Genomic DNA, 17,363 nt, shown 5'->3' on the forward strand with positions numbered 1-17,363 from the left:
TCAATAAAGTAAAATTCAATAATTAAATTTCAAAAACCTAATAAAAGTTAACTTACTCATCAGTAGATTTTTTTAGCATTTTGTTACACTAATTTTCTTTAATATAATATATAAAAAAACTACTTTTGCAGTCTCAAAATCATAACTACACAATGAGCACAACAAAAAAAATACAATCGGCATTAATTTCTGTTTTTTCTAAAGATGGATTAGAACCAATTGTTAGAAAATTACACGAACAAAATGTAACACTTTATTCAACTGGAGGAACTGAAGATTTCATCAAAAACCTTGGTATTCCAGTAGTTCCTGTTGAAGATATCACTTCTTTCCCTGAAATTCTTGGTGGAAGAGTAAAAACATTACACCCAAAAATCTTTGGTGGTATTTTGAACCGTCAAGATAACGAAAGTGATGTTCAGCAAATGAAAGAATTTGATATTCCTCAAATCGATTTAGTAATTGTTGATTTATATCCTTTTGAAAAAACAGTTGCTTCTGGTGCAAGTGAACAAGATATTATTGAAAAAATTGACATCGGTGGAATTTCATTAATTCGTGCTGGTGCAAAAAACTTCAAAGACACTGTAATTGTTGCTTCTGTTAACGAGTACAGCTTGCTTTTAGATTTGATTACAGAGCAAGACGGAAGCACAACTCTTGAAAACAGAAGATTGTTTGCTACTAAAGCTTTCCACGTTTCATCTCACTATGATGGAGCTATTTTTAATTATTTCAATACAGACGAGACTATTTACAAAGAAAGTATTGCAAACGGTCAAGTTTTAAGATACGGTGAAAACCCACACCAAAAAGGATTCTTCTTTGGAGATTTTGACGCAATGTTCAAAAAAGTTCACGGAAAAGAATTATCATACAACAACTTGTTAGATGTTGATGCTGCTGTTAACTTAATTGCTGAGTTTAAAACTGACGGACCAACGTTCGCGATTTTAAAACACAACAATGCTTGCGGATTGGCTTCTAGAAAAACAATTAGCGAGGCTTATTTAGCTGCTTTGGCTTGTGATCCAACTTCTGCTTTTGGCGGAGTGTTAATTTCTAACACAAAAATTGATTTAGAAACAGCACAAGAAATCAACAAATTATTCTGTGAAGTAGTTATCGCTCCATCTTATGATGACGAGGCTATCAACGTTTTACAAGAGAAAAAGAACAGAATTATTCTAGTTCAAAATGAAGTTGAATTACCAGCTCGTCAAGTAAGAACTTGTCTTAATGGTTTGTTAATTCAAGACAGAAATAATATTACGGATAATAAAGAGCATTTAAAAACCGTTACAATTACAGAACCTACTGCTCAAGAGATCGAAGATTTGATCTTTGCTTCTAAAATCTGCAAGAATACAAAATCAAACACTATTGTATTTGCTAAAAACGGAACATTGATTTCTTCTGGTACAGGTCAGACTTCAAGAGTTGACGCTTTAATTCAAGCTGTTGACAAAGCAAAAGCTTTTGGATTTGATTTGAACGGAGCTTCTATGGCAAGTGATGCATTTTTCCCATTTCCGGACTGTGTTGAATTAGCTAAAAAAGCAGGAATTACAGCAGTAATTCAGCCGGGAGGTTCGATAAAAGACGAATTAAGTATAAATTATTGCAATGAAAATAATCTTGCAATGGTATTTACAGGAACTCGTCATTTTAAACATTAATTTGTTTAACTTTGTTCAAAATAATTTATAACATTTTAAACCCCTAAAAAACTTATGGGATTTTTTGATTTCATGACCGAGGATATTGCAATAGACCTTGGTACCGCAAACACTTTGATCATTCATAATGATAAAGTTGTTATTGACAGCCCCTCTATCGTAGCACGCGACAGAGTTTCAGGCAAAATCATCGCTGTTGGTAAAGAAGCCAACATGATGCAAGGTAAAACGCATGAAAATATCAAGACCATAAGGCCTTTGAAAGATGGTGTAATTGCCGATTTTGATGCTTCGGAAAAAATGATCAATATGTTCATTAAAAGTATTCCTGCATTAAAAAAGAGAATGTTTACTCCAGCTTTAAGAATGGTAGTTTGTATTCCTTCTGGAATTACTGAGGTTGAAATGCGTGCAGTAAAAGAATCTTGTGAGAGAGTTAACGGAAAAGAAGTTTACCTAATTCACGAACCAATGGCCGCTGCAATCGGTATTGGAATCGACATTATGCAACCAAAAGGTAACATGATTGTGGATATCGGAGGTGGTACAACTGAAATCGCTGTTATCGCATTAGGTGGAATTGTTTGTGATAAATCTGTAAAAATTGCGGGTGACGTTTTCACAAATGACATCGTGTATTACATGCGTACACAACACAACCTTTTCGTAGGAGAAAGTACTGCTGAAAAAATTAAAATTCAAATTGGAGCGGCTATCGAAGATTTAGATGGACCACCAGAAGATATGTCAGTTCAGGGTAGAGATTTGCTTACGGGTAAACCAAAACAAGTAGATGTTTCTTACCGTGAAATCGCAAAAGCGTTAGACAAATCTATTCAGCGTATTGAGGATGCTGTTATGGAAACATTATCTCAAACTCCTCCTGAGTTAGCTGCCGATATCTACAACACAGGTATCTATTTAGCAGGTGGTGGATCTATGTTGAGAGGTCTTGACAAACGTATTTCTCAAAAAACAGATTTACCTGTTTATATTGCAGAAGATCCTTTAAGAGCTGTTGTTCGCGGTACAGGAATGGCTCTAAAAAACATTGCAAAATTTAAAAGTATCTTAATCAAATAAGATTCAAAATAACAATCAATTTACTTTTATGAGGATCAAGTTTTCAATATTTGATCCTCGTAAAACTTGAAATCATAAAGCATATCCTGAAACAAAATAACCAGACAAGAAATGCAGCAAATATTTAATTTCCTTATAAGAAACAGTAATCGATTGCTGTTTTTGCTGCTTTTAGGTATTTCGTTAGGACTCACAGTTCAATCACATTCCTATCACAGAAGCAAGGTAATCAGTTCTGCTAATTTTTTAAGCGGTGGTGTTTACGAAAGAATCAATCGTGTTAACGAATATTTGAATTTAAGAGCAGAAAACGACGAACTTGTACTTGAGAACGCAAGATTAAAAAGTCTTTTATTCAATAAAGAAGACACTACAAAACCACCTACACCTGATAGTATTAAAGGTGTAAAACCTTCAGATATAATTGTATCTAAAGTAATTCATAATTCATACAACACTCACGAGAATTATATCACTTTAAACTCTGGAAGCAAAGACGGAGTTACACAAGATATGGGAGTTATCAATAGTTTAGGAATTGTCGGAGTTATCGATAATACATCTCCAAACTACTCAACAGTTGTTAGTATTTTGAATATGAAGTCGCATATCAATGCGAAAATCAAAAAATCAAATCATTTTGGTTCTTTAACATGGAACGGAAAAAGTACAGGATATGTACAATTAGAAGACGTTCCTAGATTAGCTTCAATTAGAAAAGGTGATACCATTGTAACCGGTGGTCAATCTGTTATTTTCCCTGAAGGAATTAATATTGGAACGGTTGATATTGTATACAAAAAAGAAGGTACAAGTTTTTATGTTATAAAAGTAAAACTGTTTAATGATATGACCAATTTAGGACATGTTTACATCATTAAAAGTAAAGGGAGAGAAGAACTTATTAATTTAGAAAACAAAAGCAAAGAGAAAGATGAATAGCGCTTTGTTGGTAAATATTTTTCGATTTATTATGCTGCTGGCAGTTCAGATTGTTATTTTCAACAATATGAACTTCTTAGGCTACATAAGTCCTTTTCCGTATATCTTGTACATTATGTTGTACCCTGTAAATAGCAATAAAGCAGGTTTAATCTTATCGAGCTTTTTACTTGGACTAATGATGGATATGTTCTGTAATTCTGGAGGAATACATGCAACGGCTTGTGTTGTTTTAGCTTATTACAGGCCTTATATCTTTAAGTTTTCTTTTGGACTGAGTTACGAATATCAAACCATAAAACTAAACGATTCTTTAACACCAGAGCGATTTTCATTTATACTCGTTTCGGTTTTAATGCACCACATTGTATTATTTGTTCTTGAAGCATTTCAATTCAAATTTATCTGGGACATTTTACTCCGAACCTTATTTAGCTCAATTTTTACCATAATCACCTCCATAATAATAATTTATCTTATTAAGCCCAATAAACGATGAGAAAAGTTCTGCTGCCCACTATAATTATTATTGCAGCATCTTTGCTAGTGATCAGGATCTTTTATCTGCAGATTATCGATGATTCCTTCAAACTGAAATCTGAAAACAATGCGATAAAAAAAGTTTATGACTACCCTGAAAGAGGCTACATCTACGATAGAAACGGGAAACTTCTTGTTGCTAATCAGGCTTCTTATGACATTATGGTTATTCCTAGAGAGGTAAAAAAAGATTTAAATATTACGGAATTCTGTACGCTTTTAAATATTACTCCAGAAGACTATCATAAACGTATTGAAAAAGCAAAAGTCTACAGTCCGCGACTTCCATCTGTTTTCTTATCGCAGTTGAACAAAAATGAATTTGCTGCCTTTCAAGAAAAACTTAGAAAATACGAAGGCTTCTATTTCCAAAAAAGATCACTTCGTGATTATGAGGCAGATTATGGCGCAAATGTTTTTGGTTCTATTAGACAGGCCGACGAACGTTTGATAGCAACAAATCCATATTACAACAGTGGAGATTTAGTTGGAGTACAAGGCGTAGAACAAAGCTACGAAGAAGTTTTACGTGGAATAAAGGGTGTAAAATACATTCAGAAAGATAAATATAACCGAGAAATTGGCCCTTATAAAGAAGGAAAATATGACACTATTGCAGTTGCAGGAGAAGACATCAATATAACTATTGACGCTGCTCTTCAAAGATATGGTGAAGAATTAATGATTAATAAGAGAGGAGGAATTGTAGCTATTGAACCTAAATCTGGAGAGATTCTTGCTTTAGTCACGGCTCCATCATATGATCCCGGAATTTTAGTTGGTCGTCAAAGATCTAAAAACTACACGCTTTTATATCACGATTCTATTGCAAAACCATTGTACGACAGAGGTCTTTTAGCAGAGTACCCTCCAGGTTCTCCTTTTAAAATTTTAACAGGATTGGTTGCGCTCCAAGAAGGTGTTGTAAACGAACAAACAACTTTTATGTGTCATCACGGTTTTAGTTATGGTGGTGGTCGTTTTATGAAATGTCACGGTTTTGGACCACATCAGCTTCATAACGGAATTTACAATTCTTGTAACACTTACTTTGGCCAGGCCTATATGTTGACAATCAACAAATATTCTGACCCAGGAAAAGCGGTAGATGTTTGGAGTGATCACGTAAAAAGTTTTGGTTTAGGACAATTTATGGGGTACGACTTGCCTACTGGAAAAAGAGGTAACATTCCGACTTCAAAAACCTATAAAAGAATTTATCCTAACGGAGGATGGAGAAGCTCAACAATTGTATCGAACGCAATTGGTCAGGGTGAGGTTCTAATGACACCTATCCAGTTGGCCAATATGATGGCAACTGTTGCTAACCAAGGATATTATTATACTCCTCACATCATCAAAAAGATTGAAGGAGAAAAGATCGACGAAAAGTTCACTACAAAACATGTGACCACTATTGATCAAAAATATTTCCCGCCCGTTATCAGCGGCTTGTTTGATGTTTACAACAAAGGTACAGCACATGCTCTTCGAGTTGAAGGAATTGATATTTGCGGAAAAACAGGAACAGCAGAGAATTACGCTAAAATAAACGGTAAAAGAGAAAAACTTAAAGACCACTCTATATTTGTGGCTTTTGCACCAAAAGACAATCCAAAAATTGCAATTGCAGTTATGATTGAAAATGGAGGTTTTGGAGCAACTGTTGCTGGACCAATCGCAAGTTTGATGATTGAAAAATACTTGAGAAAGAAAATCACTAGAACTGATTTGGAAATAAGAGTATTAAACAAAAGTTTGCTTCCAGAATATGCTAAATTAGGCGGACTAACTGATGCAAGCAAAATTGAATCTGTACCAAAAGATTCTGTACTGCAAGCCAAAATTATAAAGCCAAAAGCACCAGTTACAACAGCACCAAAAACTGAAGTCAAAAAAACAGCAGTAGACACTACTAAGAAAAACTAAGAAAGATTATTTCAAATGAAAAATCAGAGTGTAAAAAATAATATTGATTGGATAAGTGTCTTTATCTACATTGCGCTGGTAACTTTAGGTTGGCTGAATATCTATTCGTCGTCTTTATTATCAACCGATGGAACCTACCAAAAACAACTTATTTTTATTGGATGTACAGTTCCATTAATCTTTGTTGTGCTTTTTGTTGATGGTAAGTTTTATGAAAAATACGCCAGTATAATCTTTGGTGTTGCTTTATTATCACTAGCAGGATTATTTCTCTTCGGAAAAACAATTGCCGGACAACGATGCTGGTATGCAATAGGAAGCTTCACCTTACAGCCATCAGAATTTGCAAAAGCAGCAACGTCTTTGGCTTTGGCTAAATATTTAAGTGATACACAAATCAACTTAAAAGAAACCAACAGACAGATTCAGGCCTTAGCTATTATGCTATTACCCGTAATGCTTATTTTACCGCAACCAGACCCTGGAAGTGCCTTGATTTATAGTGCTTTTATTTTAGTATTATACAGAGAAGGATTGCCTTCTTGGTACGTTTGGACCGCTTTTATAACCATTGTACTTTTTGTACTTACATTGGTTTTAGAACCTTATGTCGTTATTTTAATTGCTTTTGCAATTCTAACTATTATCCATTTCAAAGGCCGTGTTGTTGACCGTAATTTATTACTTAGCGCAATCTTATTAGCCTTAATTTCAGGATTTGTCTTTTCTGTAGATTACGTATTTGATAACGTCTTCAAACAACACCACAGAGACCGTTTCAACATTTTATTAGGTAAAACAGTGGACATGAAAGGGATTGGATACAACACCAATCAATCTGAAATTGCTATCGGATCTGGAGGATGGATAGGAAAAGGTTTTCTGGAAGGAACACAAACTAAAGGAGGATTCGTTCCTGAACAACATACCGATTACATCTTTACGACTGTTGGTGAAGAATGGGGATTTGCCGGTTCGTTTACTGTAATTTTACTTTTTGTTGCATTATTATTAAGAGTAATTTATTTAGCCGAAAGACAGAAAACAAAATTTAGCCGAGTCTACGGATATTGTGTTTCTGCCATTCTCTTTATACACTTCTTTGTAAACATTGCCATGGTAATTGGAATTTTCCCAACAATTGGAGTTCCTCTGCCCTTCTTTTCTTATGGAGGTTCTGGACTATGGGGATTTACGATATTGTTGTTTATTTTCCTTAAAATGGACGCTAATAAAGTGAATGAATGGTAAAATCTAAATAGTTAAATTTTAAATTTTAAATTCCAATATAAATAAAGTGCACTAACTGAGATAAGGTTTTACTCAAACTTTAAGTACAACTTATCACCTTATTAAGTTCATATAAATCCATAAAAAAATCCGAAGTTTTAGCTTCGGATTTTTTATGCTCTTTAATTAATTATATCTGTTCGTTTGGTCTCTTTTTTAAAAGCTTCACCAAGACTGGGAAAGTTGATATAATAATGATAATTATAATAATGTATTCAATATGTTTCTTTAAATCTATTCCTTGTTTCAGAAAGACACCATACAAATAATGTCCTGCGAAGATTAAAATGAATGACCAAAGAAAAGAACTCAAAATATTGTAAAACATAAACTTCTTTTTGTCCATTGAAACAATTCCTGCAACTATTGGAGCGAATGTTCTAAAGATTGGAAGGAATCTAGCGTAGATAATTGCTTTTCCACCATACTTCTCAAAGAAATCTTTTGACTGAAGTAGGTATTTTTTCTTAAACCAAAAAGAATCTTCTTTTTTAAACAAATAATAACCACTTTTTGCACCAAACCAATAACCTGTCATGTTTCCTAAAACTCCCATTATTGCAACAGCAGTAGAAAGTAAAAATACATTTATAAAATCATTAGGAATGGATACTACATTTTCCATTAAATCGCGACTGTAAATACCTGCTAAAAATAGTAAACTGTCTCCAGGCAAAAAGAATCCTGCGAAAAGTCCTGTTTCAGCAAATACTATAAACAGCACAATAAATAACCCAATCTGAATACCTCCAACACTTAAAGTAATATAAAATTCAGGGTTTATTAACTGGGTCCAATCAAATTTATTCATACAAGGGGAGTTGGTTATCTTTATAAGTTGGTGAAAGTAACAATAATTTAGCTTAACCACAATAAAATGCGGTATTTTAAACATAAATTAACTATTAAAAAAAGCCCAAACTAACGCTTGGGCTTAAGTAATAATTATTCTCTTACATACTTACAACAGCTATGCAGATTTTCGTAATCTTCATTTGTTGCTTTAACATCCTTAGTATCATGACCAACCTTTGCAACTGCTTTATTTAAATCCAAAGGAGATGATTTTTCTTCATTCATAACTACAGAAAGTTGATGAGAACTCACATCCCAAGTTGCCATTTTTACTCCCGGAACAGCAAAAGCCGCTTTTTCAATTCGTTTTTTGCATTGCTCACAGTTACCATTTACTTCTGTTGTATATTTTAGGTTTTTATTCTTTTTAGTTTGAGCTTGTGCCGAAAATCCAAAAAGAGCTATCATTACTACTAATAAAACTAATTTGTTCATCTTATTTATATTTAATTATTAATTGAAATTGTTATTGTTGTTTGATATTATAATTACGTATTTACTTAATCTTAAATCTTAATCCTGCATAATACATCTGACCAAAAATTGGCGCATATGCTACAGATGCATCAAAATTAGGTCCAAAAGGATTTTCTGCTCCTAAAATTGCTTTTTCTTGTTTGTAATTTCCAATATTCTCTCCTCCTATGTAAACTTCAAAAACAGAAGAAAAAACGCGAGTTACTTGTGCATTCATGACAGCATAAGCTGGTGAAAAATCTGGAAATCGATCTCCTTCAGGATTTGAAGCTGTATAAGGCAATTGTTGTTTTCCTGACCAATTGTATGTAAAGTCAAATTTCCATTGTTTGTCATCATCAGTTAAATTGGTTTCGTACTCTAAATTCCCTAAGAAACGATGCTTCGCCTGAAGCGGACGCTGAAATGAACCTCTTAAATAATCGGTTTGAATGTCATAATATTTATATGCTGTTCTCAAATTTAAATTACGAGCCAATTCATAATTAAACTCTACCTGAAGACTGTTTGCAAAAGAGCTTCCTTTCAAGTCATAAAACAATACTTGTTGAGGGCTTTGCATTACATCTACTACAGCCTGATTTTGAAAATCGGTTCTATAAAAGTCGAAACCTGCATCGGCATTTTTATTAAAAATTTTAAATTTCTGAGAGAAACTAATTCCATAGTTCCAAGCAATTTCTGGGTTTAATCCATATACTTTTCCGCTATAATCAAGAATTGAAAAATTTCTTGAACTTGCAAAAAGCTGTTGATTTTCAGCAAAAATATTAGCTGTACGTTTTCCTCTTCCTGCAGAAAAACGAATAACACCATTTTTCCAAGGATTATATCTCATGTGTAATCTTGGAGTAACAAAAAAACCTAATCGGTTGTGATTGTCTACTCTTCCTCCTAAAATCAAACTAAAATTATCGGTATTATCATAAGTATATTCAAAAAATGCTCCAACTGAGTTGTCAATTCTACTGTAATCTGTCACATTTACAAATTCCTGATACTGATCGTAAGTAAAGTTCAAACCAGTTGTAAACTTATGCATGGTATTGCTGATGATCGAATTGAAAATCAAATTAGAATAAAAACTGTTTTGTTTGATATCATACTGATTTAAACCAAAATAAGAATCTTGTCGGTGTGTATTAAAAGCATTTTGAAAACCAATACTTTGATACGGCATATCTTTAAATACATAACCGATTTTCGTAGAAACATCAAATCGTTCTGTATTGATTTCTGAACCCCAGAAATTTGTAGTTCCGCGATCACGATCTTTATCAAAATCAAGTTCTCCAGTTTGCTTTTTATCATTCATATATCTGAAATTGATAAAACTAACCAAACCACTTTCCGGATTATAATATTGATAGCGATTTAAAACATTGATTTGTTTTCCTAACGGATTATCCAGAAAACCATCATTATTCATGTCGTTCTTTGCGACACGCGCATTTCCATGAACAAATAAACTGGTTGCCCATTTGTCTGATAGTTTTTTATTGAAATGAGTGTTTAATTCAAAACGAGAATCAGTTGAACCGTAAGCATTCAAGAAGAAAGGAATATCGCTTAAAGGTTTCAAAAGCTCTGTATTGATCTGCCCCGAAATACTTTCGTAACCATTTATAACACTTCCCGCTCCTTTGGTAATCTGAACACTTTCTATCCAGGTTCCAGGCGTAAAAGACAAACCATAAGCTTGAGAAGCTCCACGAACAGAAGGAATATTTTCTTCTGTAATCATTAAATAAGGACTGGTCAAACCAAGCATTTTGATTTGTTTGGTTCCTGTTAAAGCGTCAGAGAAATTGACGTCGATTGATGGATTGGTCTCAAAACTTTCTGCCAGATTACAGCAGGCCGCTTTAAGCAATTCTTTACTTGTTATTACAGATGTATTGGATGTTAATGTATAGGATTTTTTAATTCCTTTTTGCTTTTTATTGATTTTTACTTCTTCTAAATCTTCTTGTGAAAACATAGAAACAGAAAGCAAAAATGCTGCAAAAAGCATTATATTTTTTTGCATAAAAAATGATTTTAATGTTGAATAGAATTACATTCTTGCTCATTGTTCAAAACGAAGAACAATGAAAAATGTAAACACAAAGCCTTAACTAAGACTTGTATTTTATCTTAAAAACATTAAAATCAGGAATAGAAAATATACTGATGGTATAATTTGAATAAGGGGGGCGCATTCGCATCGGCATAATACGAAAGAACTTCTTTCTTTTTAAAACCTGGAAGTTCTAAAAAGACTAAAGGTTTGTAATCTTGAATAGTCGCCGGGAAAGCAAATTGAAAGAAAAAGAATTTGATTGTTGCATCGTCTGATTTCTTTTCGAAATGAACAACTTTATCTTTACAACAAGAATTCTTTTTTTCTTTAGAACCGCAACATTTTTTTTCAATTACTGGTTCTACTGTAGTATTTAACGAAATGGAAGCAATTTTTCCTCCACAATAATGCACATCAAAAGCAAACCCAATATTGGAAACCAATAATAGGAACGCCAAAAACAGTCCTGTGCACTTCTTTAAATTCATACTGCAAAACTATTCAAAAACAATCGATAAAAAAACCAAAATAAATGTTATTTTTTAGTTTTTTGGAGCTGATAGTAAAATCCTGGAATAAACAACAGCACAAGAATTGGCTGAATGATGAATCTTCTCACATAAAAAAGAAGCCAACTTGCATTTGGAGAAAATTCCAGAATTACAAAAAACAATCCTAAAAGTACTACCAGAAAAAAAAGGTACACAAACAGACTGAATTTTAAAATATCCTTATTTCTAAATAAGACGTAAATCAACAACAGAGATAAAACCGAATTAAGAAAATAACGAAAAAAAAGTCCAAAAAAGAGTTTTAAACTATCATATTCAGGATATGGTAGATTCGTAAAATCATCCTTGAAGTAGTTTAAAAAAGGATCATAAAACAATTCCGTTTCGAAACTCCTAATTAGAGCAAAGCCCATTATTACAAGAACCGCAACAAAAATCTGAAGTTTATTTTCTTTTAAATTATTTAGCATATCTCGAAAATCTATTGACCCAAAAAATCCATAAAATAAAGACATATCCGTAAATAATCAACGGAAAAACAACTCCATGAAGGAAATGATTTTGTTCTGGAAAATTAAACAAGAGAACGGTCAACAACGCAATTCTTACTATATTCAAAACATACAGAGACAAAATTCCAAAAATCATAAACAGAACAGTTTGTTTTAGTTTTCCTGAAAATGCTGCAACAAAAGAAACAAAAAGAATCATGATACTCACAACATTACATCCCTCTGTTATACTTGCCAGATTTTTACCATTGAAAATAATTTCCATCCAAGGATTTCTAGTACTTTTCTGAATGATGACATCATAATTAAAAAGCTTTAGTAATTGGTCTACGTTTCTGCTTACAACTACCGTTATACTGTCAAGATCATTACCTTCATAACTATTTAAATAATAATTGTAAAGCAATGTCAACACAATATACGTCAAGAAAAAGATCCCTACGAAAATTAAAAATGGTTTAAACTGGACTAAATATTTCTTCAAGAGATTTTTTTTTCAAATTTATGTATTTTTTGAGTTTAGCTTTAAATACTTTTGTATAAAATTTCACATCATGACATTTCAAGAGTTACAACCAAAGATAAGCAGTATTATTACTGACAATGAAACAAATAGAGACGAAAAATTATTAGCAGTTTGTCAGCTGTTAAATCAAAATATAGAATATTACAACTGGGTTGGTTTCTATTTTGCAAATCACGATACCAAAACTTTACATCTTGGTCCTTATGTAGGTGCAGAAACAGATCATACTGTAATTCCTTTTGGAAAAGGAATTTGCGGTCAGGTAGCAGAAAGCAATGCTAATTTTGTGGTTCCAGATGTTAAGGCTCAGGACAATTATATCGCATGCAGCCTTACTGTTAAATCTGAAATCGTAGTACCTCTTTTTGTTAACGGAGTAAATATTGGCCAGATTGATATTGACAGTCACGTTATTGATCCGTTTACAGAAGCTGACGAAAGATTCCTTGAATTCGTAAATCAAGAAGTTGCGAAATTATTCTAGAAACCCTATTTTTAGTATAAAAAATAGACCAGAATGAAAATAAACATTTACACATTACTTCTTGTTATAGTTTCTTCTGGTCTTTCTGCACAAATTAATATGGTCTCGAAAAAGATTTTTCTTGACTCATTAAATCGTGAAACCACTCCTACAAACTATAGTTATGCAAGAGTAATAACCAATTATTCTCAAAAAAGTGCCCGATACGTTATTACCGATTTCTACAAAAACGGAAGAAAGAAAATGACTGGCGCTACTCTCGACAGAGATATCCTGAAAAAGGACGGAGAATTTATTTGCTATTATAAAAACGGAGCAAAAGAATCTGTTATTGATTATTCTGATGATCATAAATCGGGAAAAGAAATTACTTGGTACGAAAACCAAAGTAAAAAGTGTGAGAAACAGAATTCCTGGGATCCAAAAACCAAAAAATCACAAAGCCTTGTTCTGAATTGCTGGAACGAAGATAAAACTCAAACCGTAACTGATGGAAATGGAGAATATGAGGAATCAGACCAATTTATCACTCAAAAAGGAGAAATAAAAAATGGTTTAAAACAAGGCGTATGGCTTGGAAATGATAAAATTCGAAAAACCACTTTTAGTGACAACTATGACAAAGGAGTTTTAGTTTCGGGAACAAGTGTAGACGAAAATAACATCAAATTTTCTTATTCTTCTTTAGGCGAAAAACAGTCAGGAAAAAAGACACCAAAATCAAAATAAACATTCTCCATTTGTTAATATAAAGGCTTTGTTAATTTGTATTAAAAATATTACTTTGGCGTAATTTTATTTCCAATCCTCTATGAAACAAATTTTACGTCTTTTATTTTTTATTTTAATTTCTGTGAAAGCATTTTCACAACACGAATCAAACACTAATAAGTTGATTTACCTAGATTCTATGTGGAATCCAAGTACTCAGGAAAATTATAAATACACCCGACTTATAGAAGATTACTACTCTAATAAAGAATCTTATACTTATAAAGACTATTACAAATCAGGAAAGTTAAAATTTATTGCCGTCACTTTAAACAGAGATGTTATGATAAATGAGGGACAAGTAGTTTCTTATTATGAAAATGGGAATAAAAAATATACTGTCAATTATGTAAAAGATAAAAAATCAGGAAGGGAATACAACTGGTACGAAAATGGAAATATAAAATCTGAGATTGATTTTTCTGAAGATAAAAAAGCGAGAGAAGAAGGTAAAATTAATAACTTTTGGAATCCAGAAAAAGAACGAATTGTTGCAGATGGAAATGGATATTATTCTGATAAAAGCGAAAACAGTGAACAATCTGGTCAAATAAAAAATGGTGTACCAGACGGCACTTGGACTGGTAAGGATTTTAAGAAAAAATCAAGTTTTATTGAAATGTATAAAAATGGTGAATTAGTTTCAGGTGTCACTACCGATTCTTTAAATACAAAACATTCGTACGGCACAAAATACCTTAGACCAAGTCCTAAAAATGGAATAAATTCATTCTACAGCTATGTTGGGAAGTCAATGCGTATTCCTTTTGAAGCCAGAAAAGTTTCTGGAAAAATATACATGACCTTTATAGTAGATGAAGAAGGAAATCTAATGGACCCAAAAGTATTAAAAGGCGTTGGTTATGGCATCGATGAAAATGCAATACAATTGATTAAAGAAGCCCAAAAATGGAATCCTGGAAAGATAAGAGGCATTCCTGTTAGAGCACTTTATAAATTACCAATAACAATAATGGCAAAATAAGACGCAATAAAATTTATTTTTCCAAAAAAAAGTTTTAATTTTGCACCCGTCTTACAAAAGTTGTATTGACATACATAAAAATCATTAAAATAATATTGGAATGTATTTAACTAAAGAAAAGAAAGAAGAGATTTTCGCACAACACGGTGGTGCAACAAACACTGGAAGCGCAGAAGGTCAAATTGCATTGTTCACTTACAGAATTTCTCACTTAACTGAACACTTGAAAAAAAATCGTCACGATTACAACACTGAGCGTTCTCTTGTACTATTAGTAGGTAAAAGAAGAGCTTTGTTGGATTACTTGAAAAAGAAAGAGATCAACAGATATCGTGAGATTATCAAAGTATTGAATATCAGAAAATAATCAATATAGAAAAGAGGTGCGAAAGTGCCTCTTTTTGTTTTTACATTACACGCATACTATTACAAGAAAAAAAGTTTGGTTTTTCATTGGGTTTTAGATAACAACAACTACACACAACAACAACTACAACACAACTAAAACCCATTGTATAATCAAAAAGGAAAAAATTTATGATTCCACAATTATTTGTAGAAAAAATCGATTTAGGTGATGGCAGAAGCATCACAATCGAGACAGGACGTTTAGCAAAACAAGCTGATGGTTCTGTAGTAGTTAGAATGGGCGACACTATGATTCTTGCAACAGCAGTTTCAGCTCGCACATCAAACCCAGGCGTTGATTTCTTACCATTAACGGTAGATTACCGCGAAAAATTCGCAGCAGCAGGTCGTTTTCCTGGAGGTTTCTTTAAAAGAGAAGCACGTCCAAGCGACAGCGAAGTATTGACAATGAGATTAGTTGACCGTGTATTGCGTCCGCTTTTCCCAGACGATTACCATGCTGAAACTCAAGTTATGATTCAGTTAATGTCTCACGACGAAACTGTTATGCCAGATGCTTTAGCTGGTTTAGCGGCTTCTGCAGCATTAGCAGTTTCAGACATTCCATTTTACAACTTGATTTCTGAAGTACGTGTTGCACGTATAGACGGAAAATTAGTAATCAACCCAAGTAGAGAAGAATTAGAAAAATCAGACATCGATATGATGATTGGAGCTTCTATGGATTCTGTTGCAATGGTTGAAGGTGAGATGAAAGAAATTTCAGAAGCTGAAATGATCGAAGCTATTAAATTTGCTCACGAGGCTATCAAAGTTCAAATTCAGGCACAATACCGTTTACAAGAAGCTTTTGGTAAAAAAGAAATTCGTACTTACGAAGGTGAAAAAGAAAACGAAGAAATTTACAAAAAAGTAAAAGAAGCGGCTTACGATAAAATTTATGCTATTGCAAAAGTTGGATCAGCTAAACACGAAAGAGGTGCTGCATTTGCTGAAGTAAAAGAAGAAGTAAAAGCTTTATTTACTGAAGAAGAATTAGCTGCTGACGGTGATTTAGTTTCTAAATATTTCTACAAAACAAACAAAGAAGCTGTTCGTAATGTAGTTTTAGAATTAGGCGTTCGTTTAGATGGTAGAAAAACTACAGACATCAGACCAATCTGGTGCGAAACGGATTATTTACCAAGAGTTCACGGATCTTCTTTATTTACACGTGGAGAAACTCAAGCTTTGGCTACAGTAACTTTAGGAACTTCTAGAGAAGCAAACCAAATCGATTCTCCATCAGAGCAAGGTGAAGAGAAATTCTACTTACACTATAACTTCCCTCCTTTCTCTACTGGTGAAGCAAAACCATTAAGAGGAACTTCAAGAAGAGAAGTTGGTCACGGTAACTTAGCTCAAAGAGCATTAAAAAATATGATTCCTGCTGATTGTCCTTACACAATCCGTGTTGTTTCTGAGGTATTAGAATCTAACGGTTCTTCTTCTATGGCAACAGTTTGTGCTGGAACAATGGCCCTTATGGACGCTGGAGTTCAAATGGTAAAACCAGTTTCTGGTATTGCTATGGGATTGATTACTGATGGTGAGAAATTTGCTGTATTGTCTGACATCTTAGGAGATGAAGATCACTTAGGAGATATGGACTTTAAAGTAACTGGAACTGCTGACGGAATTACTGCTTGTCAAATGGACATCAAAATTGATGGTTTACGTTATGACATTATGGAGCAAGCTTTATCTCAAGCACGTGACGGACGTTTACACATTTTAGGTAAATTAACTGAAACTATCGCTGCACCAAGAGCAGACGTTAAAGCTCACGCACCAAAAATCATTACAAGAACAATTCCTGGAAACTTTATTGGAGCATTAATCGGACCTGGTGGAAAAGTAATTCAAGAATTACAAAAAGCTACTGGAACAACTATCGTAATCAATGAAGTTGACGAACAAGGAGTTGTTGAAATTTTAGGAACTGATCCAGAAGGAATCAAAACTGTATTGGCTAAAATTGACGCTTTAACTTTCAAACCTCAAATGGGAGAAGCTTACGAAGTTAAAGTAATTAAGATGCTTGATTTTGGAGCTGTTGTAGAATATACTGCTGCACCAGGAAACGAAGTATTGCTTCACGTATCTGAATTGGCTTGGGAACGTACTGAAAACGTTGCTGACGTAGTTAAAATGGGAGATGTTTTCCAAGTGAAATACTTAGGAATCGATCCTAAAACTAAAAAAGAAAAAGTGTCTAAAAAAGCACTTGTTCCAAGACCTCCACGTGAGGAGAAAAAAGAGTAATCAGATCTTAGTTTACTAAAGGTTTATTCATAGAAAACCCCAA

At 33.2% G+C, this 17,363-nt stretch carries 17 protein-coding genes; 11 read left to right on the forward strand and 6 right to left on the reverse strand.

Annotation, left to right across the window (positions count from 1 at the left end; translation table 11 throughout):
• The first annotated feature begins 152 nt into the window (after window positions 1–152).
• The 6 genes from purH (at window position 153) to rodA (ending at window position 7,424) form a co-directional block, all read left to right on the forward strand.
• On the forward strand, window positions 153–1,679 hold the full coding sequence (gene purH / locus NQQ59_RS12760) for a bifunctional phosphoribosylaminoimidazolecarboxamide formyltransferase/IMP cyclohydrolase (protein WP_144215641.1): 1,527 nt from the start codon (window positions 153–155) through the stop codon (window positions 1,677–1,679).
• 54 nt (window positions 1,680–1,733) lie between these two features.
• Entirely contained in the window at window positions 1,734–2,762 is a 1,029-nt protein-coding gene (locus tag NQQ59_RS12765; protein WP_008466528.1) for a rod shape-determining protein, read from the forward strand.
• Window positions 2,763–2,873: 111 nt separating this feature from the next.
• The gene (mreC, locus tag NQQ59_RS12770; RefSeq protein WP_144215642.1) at window positions 2,874–3,704 is read left to right on the forward strand and encodes a rod shape-determining protein MreC; all 831 of its coding nucleotides are present in this window, start codon (window positions 2,874–2,876) and stop codon (window positions 3,702–3,704) included.
• A complete protein-coding gene (locus NQQ59_RS12775) occupies window positions 3,697–4,203 on the forward strand; it encodes a rod shape-determining protein MreD (protein WP_144215643.1) in 507 nt (168 codons plus the stop codon). Before mreC ends, NQQ59_RS12775 begins: the two co-directional genes overlap by 8 nt.
• Window positions 4,200–6,173, forward strand: coding sequence for a penicillin-binding protein 2 (gene mrdA, locus NQQ59_RS12780; protein WP_144215644.1), 1,974 nt, complete (start codon window positions 4,200–4,202; stop codon window positions 6,171–6,173). The genes NQQ59_RS12775 and mrdA overlap by 4 nt, the downstream gene beginning before the upstream one ends.
• Window positions 6,174–6,188: 15 nt before the next feature.
• Window positions 6,189–7,424 carry a rod shape-determining protein RodA gene (rodA, locus tag NQQ59_RS12785; RefSeq protein WP_144215645.1) on the forward strand — a complete coding sequence of 412 codons (1,236 nt, stop codon included), beginning with the start codon at window positions 6,189–6,191 and terminating at the stop codon, window positions 7,422–7,424.
• A 169-nt stretch (window positions 7,425–7,593) separates the two neighbouring features.
• Here rodA and NQQ59_RS12790 read toward each other — a convergent pair whose 3' ends face one another.
• From NQQ59_RS12790 to xrtF, 6 genes are all read right to left on the reverse strand, one after another.
• Window positions 7,594–8,274, reverse strand: coding sequence for a DedA family protein (locus NQQ59_RS12790; RefSeq protein ID WP_144215646.1), 681 nt, complete (start codon window positions 8,272–8,274; stop codon window positions 7,594–7,596).
• 134 nt (window positions 8,275–8,408) lie between these two features.
• On the reverse strand, window positions 8,409–8,753 hold the full coding sequence (locus NQQ59_RS12795; protein WP_144215647.1) for a heavy-metal-associated domain-containing protein: 345 nt from the start codon (window positions 8,751–8,753) through the stop codon (window positions 8,409–8,411).
• Between the two features lie 61 nt (window positions 8,754–8,814).
• Window positions 8,815–10,824 (reverse strand): TonB-dependent receptor plug domain-containing protein, encoded by a 2,010-nt coding sequence (locus NQQ59_RS12800; protein ID WP_144215648.1) that lies wholly within the window; start codon window positions 10,822–10,824, stop codon window positions 8,815–8,817.
• A gap of 122 nt (window positions 10,825–10,946) precedes the next feature.
• A complete protein-coding gene (locus NQQ59_RS12805) occupies window positions 10,947–11,345 on the reverse strand; it encodes an HYC_CC_PP family protein (RefSeq protein WP_144215649.1) in 399 nt (132 codons plus the stop codon).
• Between the two features lie 47 nt (window positions 11,346–11,392).
• Complete coding sequence (locus NQQ59_RS12810) at window positions 11,393–11,839, reverse strand: exosortase F system-associated membrane protein (protein WP_144215650.1); 447 nt, start codon at window positions 11,837–11,839, stop codon at window positions 11,393–11,395.
• Window positions 11,829–12,365 carry an exosortase family protein XrtF gene (gene xrtF / locus NQQ59_RS12815; RefSeq protein WP_144215651.1) on the reverse strand — a complete coding sequence of 179 codons (537 nt, stop codon included), beginning with the start codon at window positions 12,363–12,365 and terminating at the stop codon, window positions 11,829–11,831. The genes NQQ59_RS12810 and xrtF overlap by 11 nt, the downstream gene beginning before the upstream one ends.
• 70 nt (window positions 12,366–12,435) lie before the next feature.
• On the opposite strand from xrtF, the gene NQQ59_RS12820 reads away from it, so the two are divergent.
• The 5 genes from NQQ59_RS12820 to NQQ59_RS12840 all read left to right on the forward strand — a co-directional run bounded on the left by NQQ59_RS12820 (window position 12,436) and on the right by NQQ59_RS12840 (window position 17,320).
• A complete protein-coding gene (locus NQQ59_RS12820) occupies window positions 12,436–12,891 on the forward strand; it encodes a GAF domain-containing protein (protein WP_144215652.1) in 456 nt (151 codons plus the stop codon).
• 33 nt (window positions 12,892–12,924) lie between these two features.
• On the forward strand, window positions 12,925–13,620 hold the full coding sequence (locus tag NQQ59_RS12825; RefSeq protein WP_144215653.1) for a toxin-antitoxin system YwqK family antitoxin: 696 nt from the start codon (window positions 12,925–12,927) through the stop codon (window positions 13,618–13,620).
• A gap of 82 nt (window positions 13,621–13,702) precedes the next feature.
• On the forward strand, window positions 13,703–14,647 hold the full coding sequence (locus NQQ59_RS12830; RefSeq protein WP_144215654.1) for an energy transducer TonB: 945 nt from the start codon (window positions 13,703–13,705) through the stop codon (window positions 14,645–14,647).
• Between the two features lie 100 nt (window positions 14,648–14,747).
• Window positions 14,748–15,014, forward strand: coding sequence for a 30S ribosomal protein S15 (rpsO, locus tag NQQ59_RS12835; RefSeq protein ID WP_007804772.1), 267 nt, complete (start codon window positions 14,748–14,750; stop codon window positions 15,012–15,014).
• A 170-nt stretch (window positions 15,015–15,184) separates the two neighbouring features.
• Window positions 15,185–17,320 (forward strand): polyribonucleotide nucleotidyltransferase, encoded by a 2,136-nt coding sequence (locus NQQ59_RS12840; protein WP_144215655.1) that lies wholly within the window; start codon window positions 15,185–15,187, stop codon window positions 17,318–17,320.
• Window positions 17,321–17,363 lie beyond the last annotated feature (43 nt).

It is taken from the genome of Flavobacterium panacis (genome assembly GCF_024649945.1).
GTDB lineage: Bacteria > Bacteroidota > Bacteroidia > Flavobacteriales > Flavobacteriaceae > Flavobacterium > Flavobacterium panacis.